This is a genomic window from Roseateles sp. AC306, from assembly GCF_979253795.1.
On sequence record NZ_CEEDEB010000011.1, the window covers coordinates 158369 to 182912 of the forward strand.

Annotated in this window: 6 protein-coding genes (1 of these 6 only partly in view); 3 read left to right on the forward strand and 3 right to left on the reverse strand. The window is 68.5% G+C overall.

Annotated features, from left to right (window positions below):
- Together AC0IZJ_RS20260 and tgt are read right to left on the reverse strand one after the other, a co-directional pair.
- On the reverse strand, positions 1-21327 hold the 5' portion of the coding sequence (locus tag AC0IZJ_RS20260) for a calcium-binding protein (protein ID WP_471853163.1). It extends 14925 nt beyond the left edge of the window; 21327 of the gene's 36252 nt are visible here — the first part of the coding sequence; its start codon is at positions 21325-21327; its stop codon lies beyond the left edge, outside the window.
- Between the two features lie 236 nt (positions 21328-21563).
- Entirely contained in the window at positions 21564-22691 is a 1128-nt protein-coding gene (gene tgt, locus AC0IZJ_RS20265; RefSeq protein WP_471853165.1) for a tRNA guanosine(34) transglycosylase Tgt, read from the reverse strand.
- Here tgt and AC0IZJ_RS20270 point away from each other — a divergent pair.
- From AC0IZJ_RS20270 to AC0IZJ_RS20280, 3 genes are read left to right on the forward strand one after another with little or no spacing between them, the layout of a single operon-like run.
- A complete protein-coding gene (locus tag AC0IZJ_RS20270; protein WP_471853166.1) occupies positions 22690-23112 on the forward strand; it encodes a hypothetical protein in 423 nt (140 codons plus the stop codon). The two genes, tgt and AC0IZJ_RS20270, sit on opposite strands and share 2 nt — an antisense overlap.
- A gap of 33 nt (positions 23113-23145) precedes the next feature.
- Complete coding sequence (locus AC0IZJ_RS20275; protein ID WP_471853168.1) at positions 23146-23436, forward strand: type II toxin-antitoxin system Phd/YefM family antitoxin; 291 nt, start codon at positions 23146-23148, stop codon at positions 23434-23436.
- Positions 23433-23855, forward strand: coding sequence for a PIN domain-containing protein (locus AC0IZJ_RS20280; RefSeq protein WP_471853169.1), 423 nt, complete (start codon positions 23433-23435; stop codon positions 23853-23855). Before AC0IZJ_RS20275 ends, AC0IZJ_RS20280 begins: the two co-directional genes overlap by 4 nt.
- 113 nt (positions 23856-23968) lie before the next feature.
- On the opposite strand, the gene AC0IZJ_RS20285 is transcribed toward AC0IZJ_RS20280, so the two are convergent.
- Positions 23969-24421: a hypothetical protein gene (locus AC0IZJ_RS20285; RefSeq protein WP_471853170.1), complete on the reverse strand. Its 453-nt coding sequence runs from the start codon at positions 24419-24421 to the stop codon at positions 23969-23971.
- Positions 24422-24544 lie beyond the last annotated feature (123 nt).

Sequence of the window (24544 nt, forward strand, 5' to 3'; positions counted from 1 at the left end):
CGCGCCGTTGGCGTTGCGCACGTCGAACTTGATCTCACGCTTCACGGCGGTGACGGACTTGCTGCCATCGGCCGCGGTGAAGGTGGCGATCAGCGCGACCGGCACGGTCAGCAGGCCGGCCTGGGCATAGCCCGGCGTCCACGACAGCCAGCCGGTGTCGGCGTCCAGCGTCGCGCCGGCGGGCAGCAGCTCGGCGCTCCACTTCAGCGTGACGCTACTGCCGTCGGCCTGCTGCAGGCCGCCCGGCACGGCGCCGGGCAGTTGCAGGCCGAAGCGGTCGCCCTCGCGCAGCACTTGCGTGTCCAGCGTCGGGAAGATGGGCAGCGGGTAGCCCTGGTTGACGGTCAGGTTGAAGCGGCGCTGCACCTCGTGCTTGCCATCGCTGGCGACGACGGTGATGTCCTGGTAGACACCGGCCTGGTCGTAGCCCGGCGTCCAGCTCAGGATGCCGGTGGCCGCGTCGAAGAAGGCGCCTGCCGGCAGGTTGCGCACCAGCACCGTGACGGTGTCGCCGTCCTCGTCGCTGGCCAGCAGCGGCAGCTGCAGGCTGTCGCCCTCTTCCAGCGTCAGGTTCTGCACCGCGTCGATGACCGGCACATGGTTGGCGCCCGCCACGTCCAGCGTGAAGCGGCGCAGCGCGACACCACCGCGGCTGTCGATGACGCGCATGAGGATCTGGTTGTCCGTGCGGTCGGTGGCCTTCGGCGTCCAGTGCAGCGTGGCGCGGTTGCCGTAGCCGCTGGCGCTGCTCTCGACCAGCGCGGCCTGCGTGATCGTCATGCCGGCGGGCGCGCTGACGAGTTCCCAGAAGAACAGGCGACCATCGGTGTCGACGGCGCCCAGGTTGGCCGTCCAGGCCGCGCCGGCGGTGGCGGCCGGCAGCGCGACGGTGGTGAGGTCCAGCGCGCCATCGGCCTTGATCTGGCCCAGCACCGGCGGCGTGTTGTCGTAGGGCAGCGCGTAGACGCCATGGCCGAGGTTGACCTTGACGATCTGGCCCGAGCCCGGCGTGGTGCCGAAGCTGGACGCCGGGCGCACGGTGACCGTGCGGTTGGCCAGCGTCTCGCCGGTCTTCAGCGGGTGGCCTTGCAGCGCGGCCGTCAGGTCCAGCACCCACAGCTCGGCCTGGGCGCCATCGCCTTGAGCAGCGCCGAGGATGCTGTCGCCGAAGTAGCGGCCCGGGTCCAGCAGCAGCATCAGCGGGCCCTTGAGGTCGTCCACGCCGAGGTTGGTGATGTTGACGTCGTAGCTGATCGCGCCGGTCAGGCGGTCGGCGCGGGTGTCGGCGAACTCCAGCCGCACGAAGTTGGAGATGTCGGTGACGGCCGTGAACACCAGGCCCCAGGCCTCGCCCAGCGTGACCTGGGCGCCACTGCGCACGGTGTTGACGACCTCGACGCGCCAGCCGCCCGCAGGCAGGTTGGGCAAGGTCAGGATGACGCTCTTGCTCGCCGCATCCCAGCGCACGCTCTCGGGCGTCAGGATGAGATGGCTGTTGGCGCCGGTGGCGATGAGGCTGTAGTTCTTCGGGTTCAAGACCGAGGACGGACTGGTGGTGTCGGCGCCATCGGCACCGGTCCACATGGCCTGGTCGAAGCTGATCGCGAGCTGCGTCAGCGGCAGCGGCACGAGGGCGCCGTCGGCGACGCTGGCGGAGATGACCTTGGGCGCCTTGATGGGCGCGAGTTCGTCGATGCGGTTCGTCTGCGCGACCAGCACGCGGCCGTCGGCCGTGGCGACGATGCTCTCGCCGCGCGTGCCGCCTTCGGCGAGCTTGAGGCTGCGCCGGCTTTGCAGCTCGATGGCCCAGACCGCGCTGGTGTGGGCGACGGCCGTGCTGCCGTCCGCCGCGGTCGGGCGTTGTGCCGTGTTGCTGCTGGCCAGCAGCAGGCCCGCGAGGCCGGTGCCGGCCTTGCCGAAGGTGATGCTGTCGACCAGGCCGGGCAGGCGGTATTCCAGCTCGGCGCGGCCGACGGTGCGGCCGCTCATCGGGAAGCTGACGATGTCGGTGGTCGCCTCGGGCAGGGCGCCCTTGACGTCGCTGCCGGTCCAGCGCACCGCCCACAGGCGACCGTCCGGACCGAAGGCAAGGTCGCCGACGCGGGTGTTGCTGAAGTGCTTCCACGCCTGGGCGGCGCTGGTGGCCTTGGGGTCGAAGATCTCGACGCCGTTGCCGCTGGCGACAAAGATGAGGCCGGTGCCGGGCTGGATGGCCAGCGCATGCGTCAGCGGCTCGCCGGCGGGGGCGCGGGTGCGGCTGATGACGGCGCCACTGCCGCTGTCGATCATCAGCAGCTCGGAGCCGGTCATGACCCAGAGGTTGCCGACGGCGTCCAGCGCCATGTCGAGGATGGCCGCCTCGGTCGTGAACAGCGGCTGCACGGAGCGGCCGCCTTCCTTGCCGAAGTGGAAGACCTGGTTGCGCTCGGCGCCGGCGCTGGCCAGCACCGAGCCGTCGGCCAGCTCGACCATGGCGAGCGCGCCGATGGCGCCCTGGCTGGCGCCAAAGCCGCTGGCGAAGCCGCGCAGTTGCAGCGGCGCGAGCACCGATTGCAGGTCGGCACCGAGGCCGCCCAGCGCGGGCGTGATGACGAAGCCGGGCAGCCGCTGAGCGGCCTGCGCGAACAGGTCGCTGGGGCTGTAGCTGCGGTCCGGCGCGGCGGCCGGCAGTTCGCCGGTCTGGTCCAGCGTGTCGGTCACGCCCAGGCCCTGCTGGGCCTCGGTGCGGCTGCCGTCGTCGGGCAGCACGGCGTTGCTGATGCTGGCGGCCTCGCGGTTGCCGGCGTTGTCGGTGGCGACGGCCAGGAACTCGTAGTGCTTGCCGGCCTGGCCCGCAAAGATGGCCGTGCTCTCGGCACCGGCCACCTGCTTCTGCCAGATCCTGAAATCGCCGCCGTCCTCGGCGACGTAGACGGTGACGTGCTTGACGCCGGCCGCGTCGTCCACGGCCTTCCAGTTCAGCTTGTAGGTGGGCTGGCCGCTGGCGTTGTTGCCGTTGCTGGCCACCGTCAACGTGGTGACCGGCGCATCGGCGTCCAGCGTGTGGCTGATGGCGGAGCTGACGATGGGCGGCGTGGCGTCGAAGAACACGCGGGCCGAGGCGCTGATGTTGGCGCCGCTCTGCGCAATGTCGCTGGCGCTGATGGTGTAGCTGGCGAAGCCACCGGTGGCCTTGCCGTTGGCGTCCGGCGGCAGCAGGCCGCGGGCCGGGTCGTGCAGCACCTCGCCGGTGTCGGGGTCGATGGCCTGCAGCAGCCAGGTGGCCACCCGGGCCTCGGCGTCGATGCCGGCGCTGACGCGCAGCACATAGCCCTTGCCCGGCGCACCGGTGAAGTCGAAGTCGCCCTGGAAGACGGCCTGGCCGGCCGGCACGTGGATGTTGATGTCGCCGATCTTCAGGTCGCCCAGGCGCAGGCTGCGCGCGTCGAGGTCGGGGTCGATGGCCGTCACGAGACGGATTTCTCCCACGGCGGCGCTGGTTGGGTTGTTGAACGACAGCGTGTAGGGCAGCGCGTAGTCGGTCGGGATGTAGGTCGAACCGTTGGCGGCGGGCAGGGCCTGCGGCCCACGCACGCTGATGGCGGCGCCGGCATTCGCCTGCGCCTGCGCGGCCTGCTGCAGGTAGCTGGTGAGGTTCAGCGTCTGCGGGCCGACGGGGCGGAACTCGGCATCCAGCACGCCGATGTGGCGCAGGTACTCCAGCTCGGCGCGGTTGCCGGCGAAGACGTCGAAGCTGATGAAGTGCGTGGACTGGCCGGCGTGCTGGTCGTAGTCGGCCGCGTTCGGCGCCACGGGCACGGGGATCTCGACGGTGCCGCCGTCCTCGACCTCGCGCACTTCCACGTAGTCGACCGGCGCATGCGCGGCGTTGCGGTCGCCGGCGTACTTCGCCGTGTCGCCGTACCACTGCTGCACCTTGGCGAAGAAGCCGAGCAGGTCGTTCTGCGTGCGGTAGCTGTCACCGGCCCTGGACATCAGGATGCCGGTGGCCAGCGTGGCGTTCAGGCTCAGCACCAGCTCGTCGCTGCGGATGGCCGGGGCGGTGCCTTCGGCACGCAACAGGCCGGCCGCTTCGAGCGCACCCAGCCAGCCCTTGACCCATTGCGCCTCGTCGGCTGCCAGTACGGCCAGCGTGTTGGGTGCGGTGGCGTCGGCCAGGATGGCCGCGCGCAGCGCCTGGGCGTGGCGGGTCTGGTCGGCGATGAATTCGGCGCGCGTCAGCGTCGTCACGCTGGCCAGCGTGTCGAAGCGGAAGGGCATGGCGACGGCCTCTTCCTTGGTGATGTGGACCTCGGGGTCGGTGGACAGGAACTTGGCGGTCAGCCCCGGGGAGATGCGGTTCAGCCCGCTAACGCCTTCATCGAGCAGGCCGGCGGCCTTCCAGTCCGGGCGGATGGCGTAGAGCTTGTCGCGCAGGCCTTCGAAGTCGTAGTTGATCCACTCGGCCAGGCCCGGATAGGTCTGCACCTTGAACGTGGCGCCGGCGAAACCGTTGGCCGCCAGGTCGAAGGCATAGCCGGGGGCCAGGTTCCAGCCATTCGTGTTGGTCATGCCGTCCAGCGCGGCCCAGGGCACGTCGGCGCGCACGCCGGTGGTGGGCGTGGTGCCGTAGGCCTGGTTGTTGCCATTGCCGGCGGCGATGGCGCCGTCGGGTTGGCCACCAACGTTGGAGCCGAACACGACATAGGGCAAGTTCAGCCCTTCCAGCACATTGGCGCTGTTGCCCATGTCCGTCGCGCCGACGTCGAAGCGCACATAGGGCGTGTCGACGTTGGTCAGGCTTTGCAGGCTGACGCTGTAGGTGGCCGAGTCGCCCGGCTCGATGTTGCGCGGGCCGCCGACGCCGATGGCCGCGTCGGCCTCGATCATGCGTTCGACGAGGTAGCGGTAGGGCTCGACGACGCGCGAGCCGTCGGGGTTGGTGACGATGACGTCGTACAGGCCCAGCGGCACGTGGCGCAGGTCGAAGACGGCGCGGATGCGGGTCGCATCCAGCACCTGCCAGCGCTCGGGTTCGATTTCGAACTCACCCGGGCGGGCCAGCTTGACCAGTGCGCCTGCTGCGAAGCGGGCACCTTCGATGTCCATCGTCACCCAGCGGTGGTCGTCGTTGCCGACGCCGCCCTGGTCGGGTGTGACCTTGGTGATGGACAGCGGCAGCAGGTCGGCACGCAGCGTCACCGGCGTGGCCGTGCCGCCCTGGCGGGAGCGCACGAGGATGTAGTAGTCGCCGGCCTTGGTGGTGGGCACCAGCAGCGTCTGGTCGGGCGAGACCGGGTTGCTGTAGGCCACATCGAAGGCGCTGCCGGTAGGCACGTCGTTCCAGCGCACATAGACCTCGTTGGCGCCGGTGGCGGCCGTCGAGTCCAGCAGCACGCGCAGCGTCTCGCCGGCACCGACGCTGACCTTGTAGACCTGGGTCTGGCCGTTGGACAGCGTCGTGGCCAGCGTCTGCGCCACGGTCAGCACTGGCACGGTGACGTTCAGCGTCGCGCCGGAGGCGCTGCGGTTGTTGGCCTCGCCGGGCGGCAGGTTCAGGCCCGTGTCGGTGTAGGTGATGCGGCCTTCAAAGACCTCGTTGTAGAGGTCGGGCCGCACGATGACGCGCCAGCCACCGTCCTTCAGCGCCGGCAGCTTGGCCGTCAGCTTGGCGGTGTACTCGCCGTTCTCGCCGAGGTCGCCGACGTGGGCGACCTTGCCGATCTGGATGTCGTTCAGGTCCCAGGCGTTGTCGGCCGACAGGTAGAGCGCATCCGTCCAGCGGCCATAAGCCGGGTTGATGGAGGTGTTCTGGACCGTGAACGTGATCTCGACCTCGTCGCCGACCTTGGCGCTGGGCGGCACGATGACGTTGGTGACGACCAGGTCGGCCGGCGGCGGCGTCTCGATGCGCATGGGCTGCACGGCCGCCGCGTTGTTGTTGTCGTCCTTGCCGAACTCCAGCACCTGGCCGGTCTCGCCACTGCCCCAGATGCGGGCCGGGTCGGTCACGACGAAGACGTAGTAAGGCCCTTCCAGGTCACGCGGCGCGGTGTAGGTCAGGCTGCCGGTGTAGCTGCCGCCGGCCGCGAGGCCGCCGCCATGCTGCACATAGCCGAGGTAGCGGTCCTTGTTCAGGTCCAGGAAGCGGTCCTTGGACAGGTAGACCATGTCGTACCAGCTGCCCTGGTCCGTCGGCGTCCTACCGCCGAGGTTGTCGACCTTGTAGGCGACGGTGAAGTTCTGGCCGGCGATGACGGCGTCGGGCGCGGTGACGCTGGTGACCTGCAGGTCGGGCGGCGCGGCCAGCGTGATCGGCAGCGCGATCTGCGCGGTGTTGTTGGCCTCGTCCTTGAACTCCAGCACGCTGTTGGCGCCGCTCTCGCGGATGACATTCAGGCCGGCGCGGATGGTGCTGGGCACCTCGTTGTAGTAGTCCTTGAAGACGCCGGTGTCGGCCTTGACGATGAGCTTGAAGTCGCCGCTGATGGAGGTCGGGATCGCGAACGTGGCTGTCTGCGTGTAGCTCTCGCCCGGCTTCAGGAAGCGTGGCTTGCCTAACGCGTCGGTCAGGTAGACCTGGCGGGCGCGCAACAGGACCTCCGCTTCGCTGCCGCGGTCCACCAGCGGGTAGTCGCTCGGGTCCAGCGTCGCATCGCGCGACAGGTAGACGCCGTCGAACCAGCCCGGCACGCGGGTGTCGCGCGTGCCGCGGTTGGTGACCGTCCAGGTCGCCGTGATGGTGTCGCCGGAGCCTGGATTTGGGTTGTTGACCGTGACCTGGTCGATCTGCAGGTCGGGCTCGCGGTAGATGATGTTCAGCGTGTCCTGGCCGAGGTTGTTGTCGCGGCGCGCGCCCTCGAAGACCGAGGTCGCGTAGAGGCGGTCACGCGTGTAGACGTTGTAGTCGCTGTGCGGTGTGGGCGGCTCCAGCACCTCGTCCTGCGACTGCTGGCTGGGGGTGGGGCTTTCGCCACGGCCCATGTCGGGCGCGAGCGAGTCGGCCGAGTGCTTGCCGTCCGCCATCACATAGATGTAGTAGACGCCGTCGGTGCCCGGCGGCAGCTTGACGACGGCGCTGGCGGTGTAGCTCTCGCCGGCACCCAGCGTCGTCGTGTTGCTGTGCACGACCGAGCCGATCTGCGTGGCGCGCGACGGGATGAAGGTCGGGTCCGGACTGACCCAGATGTGGTCCAGCCAGCCCTTGGTGCCGCTCCAGACGGCGGCGCCGAAGTTCTGCACGGTCCAGGTGACGGTGGTGTCTTCGCCGGAGTAGTTGGTCGGCAGCGTCGTGACGTTGGTGACGCGCAGGTCGGCCGGCGCGTTGGTCACGTTGGACGCGGCACGGTTGACGTTGTTGTCCTCCGCGACCTCGGTCACGTCGTTGCGGCCGGTGTAGCCGTAGTTGGCGTCGGTCTGCACGACGAGGTAGGCGCCGCTGACCGAGGGGCCGAGGTCGACCGTCTGGCTGACGCTGTAGCTCTCGCCATTGCCCAGCGCGCGCTGCTGCTTGAACTCGCCGAGCAGCCAGTACACCTTGGCCTGTGTCGGGTCCGGGTTGTCCATCAGCCAGACCTTGTCGGTCCAGGCGCCTTCGAAGGCGTCGGCGCGGTTCTTCACCGTGTAGCTGAAGGTGTAGCTGCCGGCGGCGGCCGCAGTGGTGGGCGCGATGACGCTGGTGACCTGCAGGTCAGGCGGCGTGATGCCCAGCACCTTCATCGGGCCGATGCCGTCCGCGTCGCGCGACTTGTAGTTGTTGTTGTCGATCTGGGTCGGATCGTCGGGGTTGATGTTGCTGGAGAGCGTGTCCTCCAGCATCGCGTCGTAGGTGTCGCTCCAGACGGTGACGTAGTAGCGCGCCGACTGGATGTTGTCGGGGATCTGCACGTTGACGGTGCCGAGATAGTCCTCGCCGATGGCGAGGTGGCCGGTGTGCGTGACCTGGCCGATCTTGATGTCGCCCTTGCCCGGGTTGGGGCGGGTCTTGTCGACGGTCAGCCAGATGGTGTCGGTCCAGCTGTTGGTCGTCGCGGCGTCGCCGCGCGTGGTGGCCGAGCCCTTGTTCGTGACCTTGTAGCGCACCTCGATGGTGGCGCCGTGCACGGCCTGGTCGGGCGCGACGACATCACTGGTGACGAGGTCGGCGAACGGGATGGGGTTGATGTGGATGCGCTCGGCGCGCGTGTTGTTCGTGTCGCTGGGGTACTCGTCGATGCGGTTGCCGCCGTCGGCCGCCACGATGATGTAGACGTCGCCGCGGTAGCGGATGGGGATGTCGACGCCGTTGACGATGCTTGTGTACGGGTCGCCGCCGGGGCTCAGGGCCGAGCCGCTGTCGACCCGAGCGAGCAGCACGTCGTCGGCGCTGACGATGCCGTCCAGCGACAGGTAGAGGTAGTCCTGCCACTGGCCCGAGGTGGCCTCGGGGCCGAAGTTGCCGACCGTGAACTTCAGGCCCAGGCTGGTGCCGGCCGTGACGCTTGCGGGGAGGTCGATGTCGGTGACGCGCAGGTCGGGCCGGTCGTTCAGGCTGACGACGATGGCGTCGGTGTCCGTGCGGGTGTTGTTGCTGCGGGCGTCGCCGTATTCGTAGACCTGCGGGCTGCCGCTGGTGCCGACCAGGCTGTTGGTGACGACGCGCAGGCGGTAGCCGCCCTCGATCTTGCTCGGCAGGCGGACCTGCTCGGTGCGCGCGTAGGTCTTGCCGGCGTCCAGGCCACGGTCGTAGACGTAGTTGCCCAGCACGACGGTGGAGCCGTTGGGCGCGAGCAGCAGCACGGTGTCCTGCCACTGGCCGGCGGCGCGGGCGATGCCCTGGTTGAGCACCGTCCAGCTGACGTCGACGAGGGCGCCTTCCTGGGCGGTGGCCGGCGCGTTCAGGCTCTCGACGACGAGGTCGGGCGAATCGCTCAGCGTGACCGGCACGGCCAGCGAGTGGCCGGTGTTGTTGTCGGCGTAGATGAACTCGTAGGGGCCGCTGGTGGAGACGTTCAGGAACCAGTCGCCCGAGATGCCCTCGGGCAGGCGCACATTGATGCTGCGGTTGTAGGTGTCGCCCACGGCCATCTGGCCGAGGTGACCGGCGCTGCCGAGCTCGAAACGCTGGCCGCTGCCGTCGGCGTTGCGGCTCAGCCAGACGCTGTCGTTCCAGCTCGTCGTGTTGGTGATGCCGATGCCGCGGTTGGCAACGGTCCACTGCACCATCAGATCGCGGCCGCTGAACGCCGTGCCCGGCGTGGAGACGGCCTCGACGCGCATGTCCGCGTAGGCGATGGGCATCACGTCGGTGGCGTGGCCGGCATCCTGGGTGTTGTTCGTCTCGCTGCCGTTTTCCCAGACGGCGCCCGTGGCATCACTCTTGACGAAGATCGTGCCGTGGCGGCTGAAGGCCGGGCCGAAGGCGTAGTTCAGGCTGCCGTTGTAGCTGGCGCCTGCGGCCAGCGCGCCATTGCGCTCGACGTTGGCCAGCACGATGTCGTCGTTGTCGCCCAGCACGGCATTGGTGCTGTAGATGACGCGGTCGGTCCAGCTCGTCGCGCGGCCGGCGCCGGGGCCTTCGTTCTTGACGGTCCACTCCACCGTGATGCTGGCCGGGTCGTCGATGACCTGCGTGGGCGCGCTGACGCTGAGCACGGCCAGGTCGGCATAGGCGTCCATGGCCACGTTGATGGCCAGGCTGTCCTGGTTGTTGCCCTCGTTCGTCGACTCGTTGTTGGCCGCGCCGGTGTCGGTGACGACGATGAGGCGCCACGCGCCCGACAGGTCGACCGGCAGCGTGAAGCTCCAGCTGCCGTTGCTGCTGGCGCCTGCGGCCAGGCTGTCGATGAGGCGCTCGCCGAGCAGCGTGTCGGCGGCGTCGACCGTGCCGTCCTTGGACAGGTAGACCTTCTCGCGGATGTTGATGGCCGGTGCGCTGCCGGTGTTGCGCGTGAGCCAGTTCAGCGTGACGGCTTCGCCCCCTTGCAGCAGGCCGGTGGTCGCCAGGCTGCCGACGACGAGGTCGGGTGCGACGACGGCGACGGCGGCCGTGGCGACGTTGTCGGTCTCGTTGGACTCGACGACGTAGTTGCCCTTGTCCGCGGCGATCTCCAGGCGCCAGCTGCCCGGCGGGATGGCGGGCACGGCGAGGGTCAGGCTTTGCACGCCCGTGCCGCCCGCGGCCAGCGTCTGGAAGGCCCAGGTGCTGGTGAGCACCTGCGTGGGCGCCAGGCCGAGCGTGTCGACGAGGCGGATCTCTTCACCGAAGAAGCCACTCACCGCGTCGTTGCCAGCGTTGCGCACCGTGTAGCTGAGCTGCACGGTCTGGCCGACGCGCCAGTTGGCGGGCGCACTGACGCCTTCGATGAGCAGGTTAGGTTTCGGCTCGGCCTTCACCAAGGTCGAGTCGGTGGCGACGACGACGTTGTTGTCCGTGCGGCCCAGTTCGTAGACGGCTGTGAAGGCGTCCGTCTTGACGATGAAGTAGCGCTGGCCGGCGGCGTCGCGCGGCACGGTGAAGTCCAGGCCGGCGGCGTAGCTGTCGTCCTTGGCCAGCGTGCCCACGCGGGTGACGGAGCCGAGCAGCGTGGACTGCGCCGTGAGGCCGGGGGTGCTGCTGAGATAGACCTGATCGACCCAGCGGTTCACGTCGGTGGCGACCGTGCCCGAGTTGCGGACGGACCAGGCCACGCGCGCACTGCGGCCCGCGAAAACTTCGGCCGGCACGACGGTCAGTGTCGGCACGAGGTCGGCATAGGTCTGCGTGATGCTGATGGCGGCCGAGAGCTTGGCGTTGTCGGCACGCGTGTCGGGCTCGGTGACCTTGGCGGTCGCGTCGCTGATGACGGCGATGCGGTAAGCGCCGTCGATGCGCGAGGGGATGCGCACGGTGGCCGTCTGGCTGTAGTCGCCGCCGGCTGCGAGGCTGCTGCCGCGCGGGATCTCGGCCAGCACCACGTCGTCGCCGTTGCCGACGACGCTGTCGCGGCTCAGCACGATGCGGTCGACCCAGCCGCCCGTCGCGGTGGCCGCAGCGGCGCCGTTGTTCTTGACGGTCCAGCCGACGCTGATGTCGGTGCCCGAGCTGGCGCTGGGCGGCACGTCAACCACCGTGACGGCGAGGTCGGCATAGGTGCGCAGCACGGCGGTGAAGGCCCACGTTGCGTCGTTGTTGGTCTCGGCCGTGCCGTCGGCATTGGCCTCGAACAGGATGCCCGCGCCGGTGCTGCTGCGGTCGACGCTGATGGTCACATCAAACGTGCCCGCACCACGCAGGCCCTGCGGCAGCGCGAAGCCGTAGCTGCGCTGGCGCACCTCGCCCGCGGCCATCGGCAGCGCGGCGTTGCCGGTGAAGCTGACGAGGGTGTCCACCAGCACCGGCCCGGCGCTGCCGTCGGCATTGCGCTGGCGGATGACGACGCGGTCCTGGTGGCTCAGGTTGGTAGCGACGCGGCCCTGGTTGACGTCCTCCCAGCGCAGCGTCAGCACATCGCCTGACATGGGTGTGGCCGAGTCCAGGCTGAGGTTGCGCGCGATGAGATCGCTGCCGACGTTGACGTTGCGTTCCAGCTGGTTGTCGTTCTCCAGCGTGCCGGTGCTGTTGAACTCGGCGATCTCGTTGCCGGCGTCGACGATGACGCGCAAGCGGATGGCGCCGGCCGCGTTGGCGCCACCGGGCCAGTTGAACGTGGCCGTGCGGTTGACGCTGGCGCCGGGCGCCGCCTCCGCGGGCGTGCCGGTCCTGGTCAGGCTGGCGATGACGACGCCGGTCGTCTGGTTCAGCACCTCGACGCGTTCGGTCCAGTTGCGGCCCGGCGGGATGGTGCCGGCGTTGGTCGTTGTCCAGCCGACGGTGACGGCGTCGCCGTTCTGCCAGTCGCCTGCGGGTGTGATGCTGAGGTTGCTGGCCGCCAGGTTGACGTAGTTGACGTACTCGGCCAGCGTGCTCGCGAAGGCGACCTGGCCGCGGTTGTTGGTCTCGGTGACGCCGCCTTCCTTCTGCGTGTTGCCGAAGTCGCTCTCGATGACGGCCAGCAGGCTGCCGGCGCCGGTGGGGCCGTCGGGCAGCTTGAGCGTCGCGGTGCGCGTGACGAAGGCGCCGGACGCGAGCGCGCCCGAGGTGGCCTCGACATAGGGCACGAGGAACTCGGCCAGCACGTCGCCGCCGGCGGTGCGCAGCGTGACGCGGTCGGCGAAGTCGCCGATGGTGGCGGTGGGGCCCTGGTTGCGCGTCGTCCAGGTCACGGTGACCTGACCGCCGGACAGGAACTGGCTCGCACCGGCAGCCGGCGTGACGCTGACGTTCTGGACGACGAGGTCCATGCCGACGGCCTTGTCGACCTCGGCGACGAGGGCGTTCAGGTCCCAGGTCGTGCCGTCCGCGAACTTGACCTGCTGCAGCGGGTTGTACTGGTTCTTGGGATCGTTGTTGTAGAAGAAGTAGGAGACGGTCAGCTTGTCGTCGCTGTTGGCCAGGCCGATGCTGATGGCCGTGTACTGGGCCGTGCGGTGGTCGAAGACGCGACGCACGATGACGTCCGCCGGCGCGATGCCGGCCTTGAACTGCAGCGTGTTGACCTTGTTGAAGTCGTAGGCGCTCTCGATCAGCGCGTCCTGCCCATCACCGCGGCCGAACAGGTAGATGTTGTTGCCGTAGCCCGGGTTGAGGGTGTCGTTGCCGATGCCGCCGTCGAAGGTGTCGTTGCCGTCTTCGCCAGTGAGGCTGTCGTCGCCCGCGCCGCCGTTGATGGCGTCGTTGCCCGGGCGCGCGTTGATGCTGTCGTTGCCCGCGCCGCCGTCCAGCGTTTCCGACGCGACGGTGCCGATGAGGGTGTCGTTGGCCGGCGAGCCGGCCAGCGTGCGCGCGACGATGTCGGCCAGCGTCCAGACCGTGCCGTCGGCGAACTGGATCTTCTGCAGCGGGTTGTAGCCGCGGGTCGGGTCGTCGTTCTCGAAGAAGTAGTTGACCGTCAGCTTGTCGCCGCCCTTGCCGTAGGCGACTTCCAGCGCGGTGTAGTTGTGTGCGCCCTGGTCGAGGACGCGCGTGAGCTTCACGTCCGCCGGGGTCACGCCCGCCTTGAAGACCAGCGTGTTGGTCTTGCTGGTGTCGTAGCCGGTGTTGACGAGGGTGTCGACGCCGTCGCCCAGGCCCAGCACGAGGGTGTTGTTGCCCGAACCGACGTTGAAGTAGTCATTGCCCGTGCCGCCGTCCAGCGTGTCGTTGCCGTCCTCGCCTTCGAGCAGGTCATCGCCCGCCCCGCCGCGCAGCGTGTCATTGCCACTGCGTCCCGTCAGGCGGTCGTTGCCGTTGCCGCCGTCCAGTGTGTCGGCGCCGGGGGAGCCGACCAGCACCTCGACACCGGAGGTCGCCGCGTCGATGCGCGCGACGATGTCGGCCAGCGTCCAGACGGTGCCGTCGGCGAACTGGATCTTCTGCAGCGGGTTGTAGCCGCGGGTCGGGTCGTCGTTCTCGAAGAAGTAGTTGACCGTCAGTTTGTCGCCGCCGTTGCCGTAGGCGACTTCCAGCGCGGTGTAGTTGTGTGCGCTCTGGTCGAGCACGCGCGTGAGCTTCACGTCCGCCGGGGTCACGCCGGCCTTGAAGACCAGCGTGTTGGTCTTGCCGGTGTCGTAGCCGGTGTTGACGAGGGTGTCCACGCCGTCGCCCAGGCCCAGCACGACGGTGTTGTTGCCGGTGCCGACGTTGAGGTAGTCGTTGCCGGCACCGCCGTCCAGCGTGTCGTTGCCGTCCTCGCCTTCGAGCAGGTCGTCGCCCGCCCCGCCGCGCAGCGTGTCATTGCCACTGCGTCCCGTCAGGCGGTCGTTGCCGTTGCCGCCGTCCAGCGTGTCGGCGCCGGGGGAGCCGATCAGCACTTCCACGCCCGTGGTGGGCGCGTTGAGGCGCGCGACGATGTCGGCCAGGTTCCAGACCGTGCCGTCGTCGAACTGGATCTTCTGCAGCGGGTTGTAGCCGCGGGTCGGGTCGTCGTTCTCGAAGAAGTAGTTGACCGTCAGCTTGTCGCCGCCGTTGCCGTAAGCGACTTCCAGCGCGGTGTAGTTGTGCGCGCCCTGGTCGAGCACGCGACGCAGCTTCACGTCCGCCGGCGTCACGCCGGCCTTGAAGGCCAGCGTGTTGGTCTTGCCGGTGTCGTAGCCGGTGTTGACGAGGGTGTCCACGCCGTCGCCCAGGCCGAGCACGAGGGTGTTGTTGCCCGAACCGACGTTGAGGTAGTCGTTGCCGGCGCCGCCGTCCAGCGTGTCGTTGCCGTCCTCGCCGTCCAGCACATCGTCGCCCGCGCCGCCGCGCAGCGTGTCGTTGCCGCTGCGGCCGGTCAGGCGGTCGTTGCCGTCGCCGCCGTCCAGCGTGTCGGCGCCGGTGGAGCCGATCAGCGTGTCCGCCGCGCTGGTCTGCTGCTGCAGGCGGTTGAAGAGGTCGGTCGCCGTCCAGAACGTGCCGTCATCCAGGCGCAGCGTCTGCACCGGGTTGTAGGGGTTGGTGGGCGAATCGCTTTCGAGGAAGTAGTTGATGACCAGCTTGTCGGCCGTGCCGCGGATGCCGATCTCAAGGGCGGTGTAGCGCGTGGTCTGGCTGTCGAAGGCCCGCTTGAGCACGAGGTCGGCGGCCGTGATGCCGGCGCCGAGCACCACCGTGTTGTGGCGCGCGCCGGCGGTGTCGCCGCTGTAGAGGATGGTGTCGACGCCGTCGCCGAGACCGAACAGGTAGGTGTTGTTGCCGGTACCGCCGGACAGGAAGTCGGTGCCGCCCTTGCCGGCGATGATGTCGTCGCTGCCCAGGCCGTTGAGGCTCTCGTCGGCCGCGGTGCCGGTCAGCGTGTCGGCCAGGTTGGTGCCGTTGACGGTCGTGGTCGGCGGCGGCGTGTACAGCCGTGCGGTGATGGCGGCCAGGTTCCAGGCCGTGCCGTCGTCGAACCTGAGCTGCTGGACCGGGTTGTAGCCGCTCGCCGGGTTGTTGCCGTAGAAGAAGTAGTTGACCGTGACGCGGTCGTCGCTGCCGATCAGGCTGACTTCCAGCGCCTCGTTGCTGCCACCCTGAGAGCCGGTGACGCGGCGCAGCAGCACGTCGGACGGCACCACGCCGGCCTTGAACTGCAGCGTCGCCAGGCGCGTGCCGCTGTAGTCGTAGGCGCTGTAGACGATGCTGTCCTGGCCATCGCCGCGGCCGAACAGGTAGATGTTGTTGCCGTTGCCGCCGTCGAGGTGGTCGTTGCCGGCGCCGCCGTCCAGCGTGTCGTTGCCGTCCTCGCCCACCAGCCCGTCGAAGCCTTCACCGCCGTTGAGGCGGTCGTCGCCGGCGCCGCCGTACAGCGAGTCGCTGCCGCGCCCACCGTGCAGGGTGTCGCTGCCGGTGCTGCCGCGCAAGGTGTCTTCCGTCGCCGTGCCCTGGCTCATCAACGCGAGGATGGCGCCGAGGTTCCACACGGTGCCGTCGTCGAACCTGACCTGCTGCAGCTGGTTGTAGCCGGTGCCGGGGTTGTCGCCGGACAGGAAGTAGTTGGCGGTGATGCGGTCGTCGGTGCCGGCAATGGCCAGCTCCAGTGCCTCGTTGGCGCCGCCCTGGCTGCCGCTGACGCGGCGCACCGTGACGTCGGTCGGCGCCACGCCGGCCTTGAACTGGATGGTGTTGGTGCGTGTGCCGCTGTAGTCGTAGTTGCCGTAGGCGACGGTGTCCTGGCCGTCGCCACGGCCGAACAGGAAGGTGTTGTTGCCGTCGCCGCCGTCGAGGTGGTCGTTGCCGGCACCGCCGTCCAGCGTGTCGTTGCCTTCCTCGCCGTAGAGGGCGTCGTAGCCTTCGCCGCCGTTGAGACGGTCATCGCCGCCCGCGCCGGACAGCGAGTCGCTGCCACGGCCGCCATTGAGCGTGTCGGCACCCGACGTGCCTCGCAGCGTGTCCTCGGTGGGCGTGCCCTGGCCCAGCGCGGCCAGCAGCATGGTGATGCTCCACACCGTGCCGTCGTCGAACCTGACCTGCTGCAGCTGGTTGTAGCCGGTGGCCGGGTTGTCGCCGGACAGGAAGTAGCTGGCGGTGATGCGGTCGTCGGTGCCGGCAATGGCCAGCTCCAATGCCTCGTTGGCGCTGCCCTGGCTGCCCGACACGCGACGCACCGTCACGTCGGTCGGTGCCACGCCGGCCTTGAACTGGACAGTGTTGAAACGCGTGCCGCTGTAGTCGTAGTTGCCGTAGGCGACCGTGTCCTGGCCGTCGCCACGGCCGAACAGGAAGGTGTTGTTGCCGTTGCCGCCGTCGAGCCAGTCGTTGCCGGCACCGCCATCCAGCGTGTCGTTGCCTTCCTCGCCGTAAAGGGCGTCATAGCCTTCGCCGCCGTTGAGGCGGTCATCGCCGCCCGCGCCGGACAGCGAGTCGCTGCCACGCCCGCCGTCCAGCGTGTCGGCGCCGGCCGTGCCGCGCAGCGTGTCGTCCGTCGTCGTGCCCTGGCCCAGCGCGGCCAGCAGCGTGGCGATGCTCCACACCGTGCCGTCGTCGAAGCGCACCTGCTGCAGCTGGTTGTAACTCGTGTTGGGGTTGTCGCTGTACAGGAAGTAGTTGGCGGTGATGCGGTCGTCGGTGCCGGCAATGGCCAGCTCCAGCGCTTCGTTGGCGCTGCCCTGGCTGCCCGACACGCGGCGCACCGTGACGTCGGTCGGCGCCACGCCAGCCTTGAACTGGATGGTGTTGAAGCGGGTGCCGCTGTAGTCGTAGTTGCCGTAGGCGACGGTGTCCTGGCCGTCACCGCGGCCGAACCGGAAGACGTTGTTGCCGTTGCCGCCGTCCAGCCAGTCGTTGCCGGCGCCGCCGTCCAGCGTGTCGTTGCCGTCTTCGCCGTAGAGGGCGTCGTTGCCGTCGCCACCGAGGAGCTGGTCGTTGCCGGCACGGCCCTCCAGGCTGTCATTGCCGCGGCCGCCGGTCATCACGTCGACGCCGGTCGTGCCACGCAGTGAGTCGTTGGCCACGGTGCCGGCGCTCATCAGCTCCAGCAGCCGGGCGATGTTCCAGACCGTGCCGTCGGCGAAGACGGCCTGCTGCAGCGAGTTGTAGACGTTGGCCGGGTCATCGCCGTAGAAGAAGTAGTTGGCCGTGACGCGGTCGTTGCTGCCGACGATGGCCAGCTCCAGGCCGTTGACGCCGCCGCTCTGGCTCTCGTAGACCCGGCGCACCGTCACGTCGCCCGGCAGCACGTCGGCGCGGAACTGCAGGGTGTTGAGCTTGCCGGCCGCCGGGTCGTAGCGGCCGGTGATGCTGTCCTGGCCATCGCCGCGGCCGAAGACGTAGATGTTGTTGCCCGGGCCGCCATCGAGGCTGTCGTTGCCGGCGCCGCCGACCAGTGTGTCCGCGCCGTCCTCGCCGTAGAGCGCGTCATTGCCCTCGTCGCCGTGGATCACGTCGTTGCCGCCGCGGCCGGCCAGCGTGTCGTTGCCGGAGCCGCCGTGCATCTCGTTGGCCGCGCTGGTGCCCGCGACGCTGTCATCTCCCGCAGTGCCGGCCAGCAGCGTGGCCAGGAGGTAGGCGATGTCCCATTCGGTGCCGTCGTCGAAGCGGACCTTCTGCAGGCCGTTGTAGTTGTTCGCCGGGTTGTCGGTGTAGAAGAAACCGTTGACGGTGACCTTGTCGGCGGTGCCGGCAATGCTCAGCTCCAGCGCGTTGTTGTTGCCACCGAAGTAGTTGTCATAGGCCTGCCTGATGACGACGTCGGCCGGCGCAACGCCGGCCTTGAACTGCAGTGTGTTGACGCGCGTGGTGACGCCGCCGTTGTGGTTGTAGTACAGCCGGTCCTGCCCGTCGCCGCGACCGAACAGCAGCGTGTTGCTGCCGTAGCCGGCATTGACGGTGTCGTTGCCGGAACCGCCTTCCATCACGTCGTCGCCGTCGCCACCATCCAGGCTGTCGTCGCCCGCGCCGCCCTGGATCTGGTCGTTGTCTGCGCCGCCGCTGACCGAATCATTGCCGTCGCCGCCCTGCAGCAGGTCGACGCCGTTGCCACCGCTGACGCTGTCGTTGCCGGTGCCACCGGTGACGGTGTCGTCGCCGTCGTCGCCAGCCAGGTTGTCGTTGCCGGGGCCGCCGTCGATGGTGTCGTGGCCGGCCGCGCCTGCAATTGCGTCATTGCCCAGGCCGCCATTGAAGACCTCGTCGGCAATCGTGCCGCGCACGTTGTCGTCGCCATCGGTGAAGGTCTGCACCTTGGCCAGCAGCGCCGCGATGTCCCACTCGGTGCCGTCGTCGAACCGCACCTTCTGCAGGCCGTTGTAGGCGTTGGCCGGGTTGTCGGAGTAGAAGAAGGCGTTGACGCTGACCTTGTCGGTGGTGCCGGCGATGCTCAGCTCCAGCGCGTTGTTGTTGCCGCCGAAGTAGTTGTCGTAGGCCTGCTTGACGATCACATCGGCAGGCAACACGCCGGCCTTGAACTGCAGCGTGTTGATGCGCGCCTGGCCGCCGTTGTGGTTGTAGTACAGCCGGTCCTGGCCGTCGCCGCGGCCGAACAGGAAGGTGTTGCTGCCATAGCCGGCGTTGAAGCTGTCGTTGCCGGCGCCGCCGTCCAGCGTGTCGTCACCGTCACCGCCGTCAAGGCTGTCGTCGCCCTCACCGCCCTGCAGCAAGTCCTTGCCGGCGCCGCCGCTCAGGCTGTCGTTGCCCGTGCCACCGGTCAGCGTGTCATCGCCGTCTTCGCCCGCCAGGCTGTCATTGCCCGCGCCCCCGTCGATGACGTCGTTGCCGCCCGCGCCGGAGATGTTGTCGTTGCCCAGGCCGCCGCTGAAGGTCTCGGCGGCGTTGGTGCCGCGCCAGACGTCGTCGCCGTCGGTGCCGACATAGAGCCGGGCCAGGAGGGCCGTGATGTCCCATTCGGTGCCGTCGTCGAAACGCACCTTCTGCAGGCCGTTGTAGGCGTTGGCCGGGTCGTCGTTGAGGAAGAAGGCGTTGACGCTGACCTTGTCGGTCGTGCCGGCGATGCTCAGCTCCAGCGCGCGATTGCCGCCGAAGTAGTTGTCGTAGACCTGCCTGACGACCACATCCGCCGGCAGCACGCCGGCCTTGAACTGCAGCGTGTTGATGCGCGCCTGGCCGCCGTTGTGGTTGTAGTACAGCCGGTCCTGCCCGTCGCCGCGGCCGAACACAAAGGTGTTGCTGCCGGCGCCGGCGTTCAGCGTGTCGTTGCCGGCACCGCCTTCCAGCATGTCGTCACCGTCGCCGCCGTCCAGGCTGTCGTCGCCCTCGTTGCCGAAGAGCTGGTCGGCGCCGGCCTCGCCCACGAGGCTGTCGTGGCCCGTGCCGCCCGCGATGACGTCATCGCCCGCAGCGCCATTGAGCGTGTCGTTGCCCGCGCCACCGTTGAGCATGTCGGCGCCGCCGGTGCCGCGCAGGTTGTCGTCGCCGCTGGTGCCGGCAAACAGCATGTTGACGATGGCCGCCGCATCCCACTCGGTGCCGTCGGCAAAGCGCACACGCTGAGCGCCGTTGTAGGCGTTGGTCGGGTCGTCGTTGAGGAAGAAGGCGTTGACGGTGACCTTGTCGGTCGTGCCGGCGATGCTCAGCTCCAGCGCCCTGTTGCCGCCGAAGTAGTTGTCGTAGGCCTGCCGGATGACGATGTCGCCCGGCGCGATGCCGGCCTTGAAGACCAGCGTGTTGGTGCGCGCCTGGCCGCCGTTGTGGTTGTAGTAGAGGCGGTCCTGGCCATCGCCGCGGCCGAACACGAAGGTGTTGCTGCCGGCGCCGGCGTTCAGCGTGTCATTGCCCTCGCCACCTTCGAGCGTGTCGTTGCCGTCGCCCCCGTCCAGGCTGTCGTCACCCTCGTTGCCGAAGAGCTGGTCGGCGCCGGCCTCGCCGATCAGGCTGTCGTTGCCGATGCCACCTGAGATGACGTCATCACCAGCGGCACCATTGAGCGTGTCGTTGCCGGTGCCGCCGGTCAGGGTGTCGGCCGCAGCGGTGCCGCGCAGGTTGTCATCGCCGGACGTGCCGGCCAGCAGCATCGTGACGATCTGGTTGGTCGTCCACTCGGCGCCGTCGGCGAAGCGCACCTTCTGGAGGCCAGCGTAGGCATTGGCCGGGTCGTCGTTCAGGAAGAAGGCATTGATCGTGACCTTGTCCGTCGTGCCGGCAATGCTGAGCTCCAGCGCTCGGTTGCCGCCGAAGTAGTTGTCGTAGGCCTGCCTGACGATCACGTCCGCCGGCAGCACGCCGGCCTTGAACTGCAGCGTGTTGATGCGCGGCTGGCCGCCGTTGTGGTTGTAGTAGAGGCGGTCCGAGCCGTCACCGCGGCCGAACAGGAAGGTGTTGCTGCCCAGGCCGCCATTGGTGGTGTCGTCGCCGCTGCCGCCGTCGAGGATGTCGTCGCCGTCGCCGCCTTCGAGGCTGTCGTTGCCCACGCCGCCGTAGAGCGTGTCCTTGCCAGCGGCGCCGTTGAGGCTGTCGTTGCCGGCCGCGCCGTTCAGCAGGTCGGCGTTCGTGCCACCGCTGAGGTTGTCATTGCCCGCCGTGCCCATGCCGAGCAGGAAGAGGAGGTGCGAGATGTCCCAGACCGTGCCGTCGGCGAATGTGACCTGCTGCAGGCCGTTGAACTCGTTGGCCGGCGTGCCGCCGTACAGGAAGCCGTTGAATGAAATGACGTCGGCGCTGCCGTTGATCGTCAGCGCCAGCGCGACGTTGCCGCCGGCCTGGCCGTCGGTCGCGCGGGCGACGCTGACGTCGGCGGGCAGCACGCCGTTCTTGAACTGCAGCGTGTTGAGTTTGCCCAGGTTGGGGTCCGAATAGGACTGCACCGTCGTCGCGCCGTCGCCGCGCCCGAACAGGTAGAGGTTGTTGCCCGGGCCGTTGCTGATGACTGCATCGGCCTGGCCCGCGCTGGCGGCCAGCGCCTGGCGCTGCGGGCCGGTCTCGATGAGGTCGGGCAGTTCGTCGGCGCTCCAGCGCGTGCCGTCGGCAAAGGCGACGCTTTGCACCGGGTTGGCGGCGGTGAAGAAACCGCGGATCTGCACGCGGTCCGCCGTACCGCGCAGCGCCAGTTCCAGCGCGTCGGCCTGGCCCGTCGAGTCATCAAGGATGCGGCGCACGGCCACGTCGCCGGGGGCGATGCCCGCGCCGAGCTGGAGCAGGCCGGGGGCGTCGTCACCCGCCGCACGCGCATCCACCCAGGCCGCGCCCTCGCCGCGCTCGAAGCCGTAGACCTTGGGCGCCGTCGCCTCGCTCTGGCCGGCCAGCAGGTGCACGGCCGGCAGCGCGTCTGCCGACAGCAGCAGCTTGGGCTCCAGCGTCTCGATCTTCCAGGGCTCGCTGCGGGGGGTTTCGACGCGGGCGGATGCGTTCCTGGAAGCGCGGCGTAGAGCGGCCGCAGCGCGAGCGCGCAGGGACTTGATCGACATGTCTGAAACCCTCGGGGATGTTGATTCACCACCCCGCTGTTTCATGCAGTTACAGGCGGCAACGAGCTCGCCTGCACAGGAGATGGCCGCCGCGATTCTGGGGGGCCATGTGTGACGGATTTACGTTTCCTGACCTGCAAACGGGGGACTCGACACGTCGAATCTCCAGTCGCCCCCCTAGGTCTTGGGAGAGGGCCAACCGACTGACAGCGCCGTCAGCGGATGCCCGGCTTTCGCTAGATGCCGCGTGCCCGGTCCGCCGCGAACTGCGCGCGCCAGGTCTCGAAGCGGCCTGCGTCCAGCGCGTCGCGCATTTCCTGCATCAGGTTGAGGTAGTAGTGCAGGTTGTGCACGCTGGTCAGCATGGGGCCGAGCATCTCGCCGCAACGGTCCAGGTGGTGCAGATAGGCGCGGCTGAACCCCTTGCAGCATTCGCAACTGCAGGTTTCATCCACCGGCTTTTCGTCGGACTTGTAACGTGCATTGCGCAGCCGCAGGTCGCCGAAGCGAGTGAACAGATGGCCGTTGCGCGCATTGCGGGTGGGCATGACGCAGTCGAACATGTCGATGCCCTGGGACACGCCTTCAACCAAGTCTTCAGGCGTGCCGACGCCCATCAGGTAGCGCGGCTTGTTGGCCGGCAGCTGGTGGCCGATGTGGCCGAGGATGCGCTGCATCTCGGCCTTGGGCTCGCCCACCGACAGGCCGCCGATGGCATAGCCCGGCAGGTCCAGCTCGGCCAGGCCGGCCAGCGAGGCGTCGCGCAGGTTGGTGAACATGCCGCCCTGGACGATGCCGAACAGCGCGTTGGGGTTCTCCAGGCGGCCGAACTCCGTGATGCAGCGCTTGGCCCAGCGCAGGCTCAGCTCCATCGACGACCTGGCCTCGCGCTCGGTCGTCAGCACACCCTTGCTCTCGTAGGGCGTGCACTCGTCGAACTGCATGACGATGTCGCTGTTGAGCACCGTCTGGATCTGCATGCTGACCTCGGGGGTCAGGAAGAGCTTGTCGCCGTTGACGGGCGAGGCGAACTTGACGCCCTCCTCGCTGATCTTGCGCATGGCGCCCAGGCTCCAGACCTGGAAGCCGCCGGAGTCGGTCAGGATGGGCTTGCTCCAGCTCTCGAAGCGGTGCAGGCCGCCGAACTGCGTGACGACGTCCAGGCCCGGCCGCATCCACAGGTGGAAGGTGTTGCCCAGGATGATCTGCGCGCCCATGGCCTCCAGCGAGCGGGGCGTGACGCCCTTGACCGTGCCGTAGGTGCCCACGGGCATGAAGATGGGCGTCTGCACGACGCCGTGGGTGAGCGTGAGCGTGCCGCGACGGGCGCGGCCTTCGGTGGTGAGGAGGTCGAACTTCAGCATGGGAGGGCGATTGTCGCCGGCAGGCCGGGAGCCGGCTGGGTACGCCGCGTCGAAGGGCCGCGGCCACGGCATCGCCTTCCACTTCGGCCACCTCGGCTACATCGCCCAGGCAGCCGAGGTCACCGTGTCCCGCGACGGCGAACTCAAGGTCGACCGCGTCATGGTGGTCAGCGACATCGGCGACTACCCGCTGATCCGCTTTGCCGAGTCACCCACGCGCATCGACGTGCACTTCCTGAAGACCGAGTTCCCGGTCACTGGGTTGGGCGAACCCGCCTTCCCGCCGCTGTCGCCGGCTGTGTGCAACGCCATCTTTATGGCGACGGGGCATCGGGTGAGGAAGCTGCCGTTGTCGGGGGATGGGTTTGCGCTTGGGGGTGAGCGGCGGGCCGCGTTGCAAATCGGCATCTTGGCGGGATAATCTGGTCAGCCTGACCAGATTCAGAGGTGCACCATGAGCCGACCCCTGTCCGATACCACCGCCCATCACCCTGGCCACTGGGTGCTGCAAGACGCGAAAGCCCGTTTCAGCGAACTGGTGCGGCGCGTGCACAGCGAGGGACCGCAGCATGTCACTGTGCACGGCCGGGATGAAGTGGTGGTCATCACTGCGGAGGACTTCCGCCGCCTGCAAGGCAACCGCACCGGCCGCGACCTTATAGCCGTCATGCAGGCCTCGCCCTACCCCGACGTGGAACTCGACGTGTCTCGCTCGCCGATGCCGGTCCGGGACGTCGAGCTGTGACCCGCTATCTGCTGGATACCAACGTCCTCTCCGAACTGCGCAAGCCACGCCCCGAACCCCGTGTGCTCACTTTCGTGGCGGAGCAGCCGCTGGAGTCGCTTTACGTCAGCGCCGTCACGTTGGCTGAAATCCGCTTCGGCATCGAGCGAGTCACCGACGCCGCCCGGCGCGCGGAACTGGGCGCCTGGCTCACGAACAAGGTTCGGCCCATGTTCGAGCAGCGCGTGCTGCACGTGTCAGAAGACGTGATGCTGGTCTGGCGGCTGCTGGTGGAGGAAGGGCGCAAAGGCGGGCATACCTTTTCGCAGCCGGACCTGATCATCGCGGCGACTGCGGCTCACCATGGGCTGACGATGGTGACGCGGGATGTCTCGGAGTTCGAGCGGGCGAAGGTGCCGGTATTGAACCCGTGGGAGTGATGGCGCAGCGCCGTTGCCGAAGTTCCCATGGAGGAGCGGTCTTGATTTCCGCGTAATCGCATGAGGGTGCTGGGTTAAATTGTTGAGACCTGACCCCGAGTCCCATAGGGTGTTCACCGCGGGTCGTCTTCATTTCTGAACAGATGCACAACTACGCCGACAGCAAAAACCTGCGACACCTTGAACAACAAGACAAGACCAATCAGCCGCCAAATTTCCGTACTCGACAGCAGGTGCAGGTGCACCTCGGCGTCTTCGAACACATAGGCATGACGGACCTGTCCAGCGAGTTGCTCGAGTGAGTTGACTTGAAACTGCTCGAGCAAATCAGCAGCCGCGCAAGGGCCGGGGCAGGAAAAGCTGATGGTCTCCTGCGGTCGATCCGGCTGCTCCGACAAGACGAAGTGCAACGTCGCCACCCTGACGGACGCCCCCATGGACGAGTCATAGCCGTACTCGATTCGTTCAATACGGGCCGCCACTCGTTTGGCGTGTTGGGAGGCGCGGTGGTATCTGCCGATAACCCACAGTTGCACAAGCAGATGCAACACCAGCAATCCCAGCACGCACCAGGCGACTCTCCAAATCCATCGATTCCTGCTCACTGATGCCTGCCTCAACAGTCGGGAGAACTCGGCCGGTCGTGTCGATCTAAGGCGGCGAGGCCACGCTTGACGATGCGCGAGTGG

Excerpts from the sequence above, each read along its gene's own strand:
- AC0IZJ_RS20270 (WP_471853166.1), top strand. The coding sequence starts at position 22,690 with ATGGGAGGGCGATTGTCGCCGGCAGGCCGGGAGCCGGCTGGGTACGCC.
- tgt (WP_471853165.1), bottom strand. The coding sequence starts at position 22,691 with ATGCTGAAGTTCGACCTCCTCACCACCGAAGGCCGCGCCCGTCGCGGC.
- AC0IZJ_RS20275 (WP_471853168.1), top strand. The coding sequence starts at position 23,146 with ATGAGCCGACCCCTGTCCGATACCACCGCCCATCACCCTGGCCACTGG.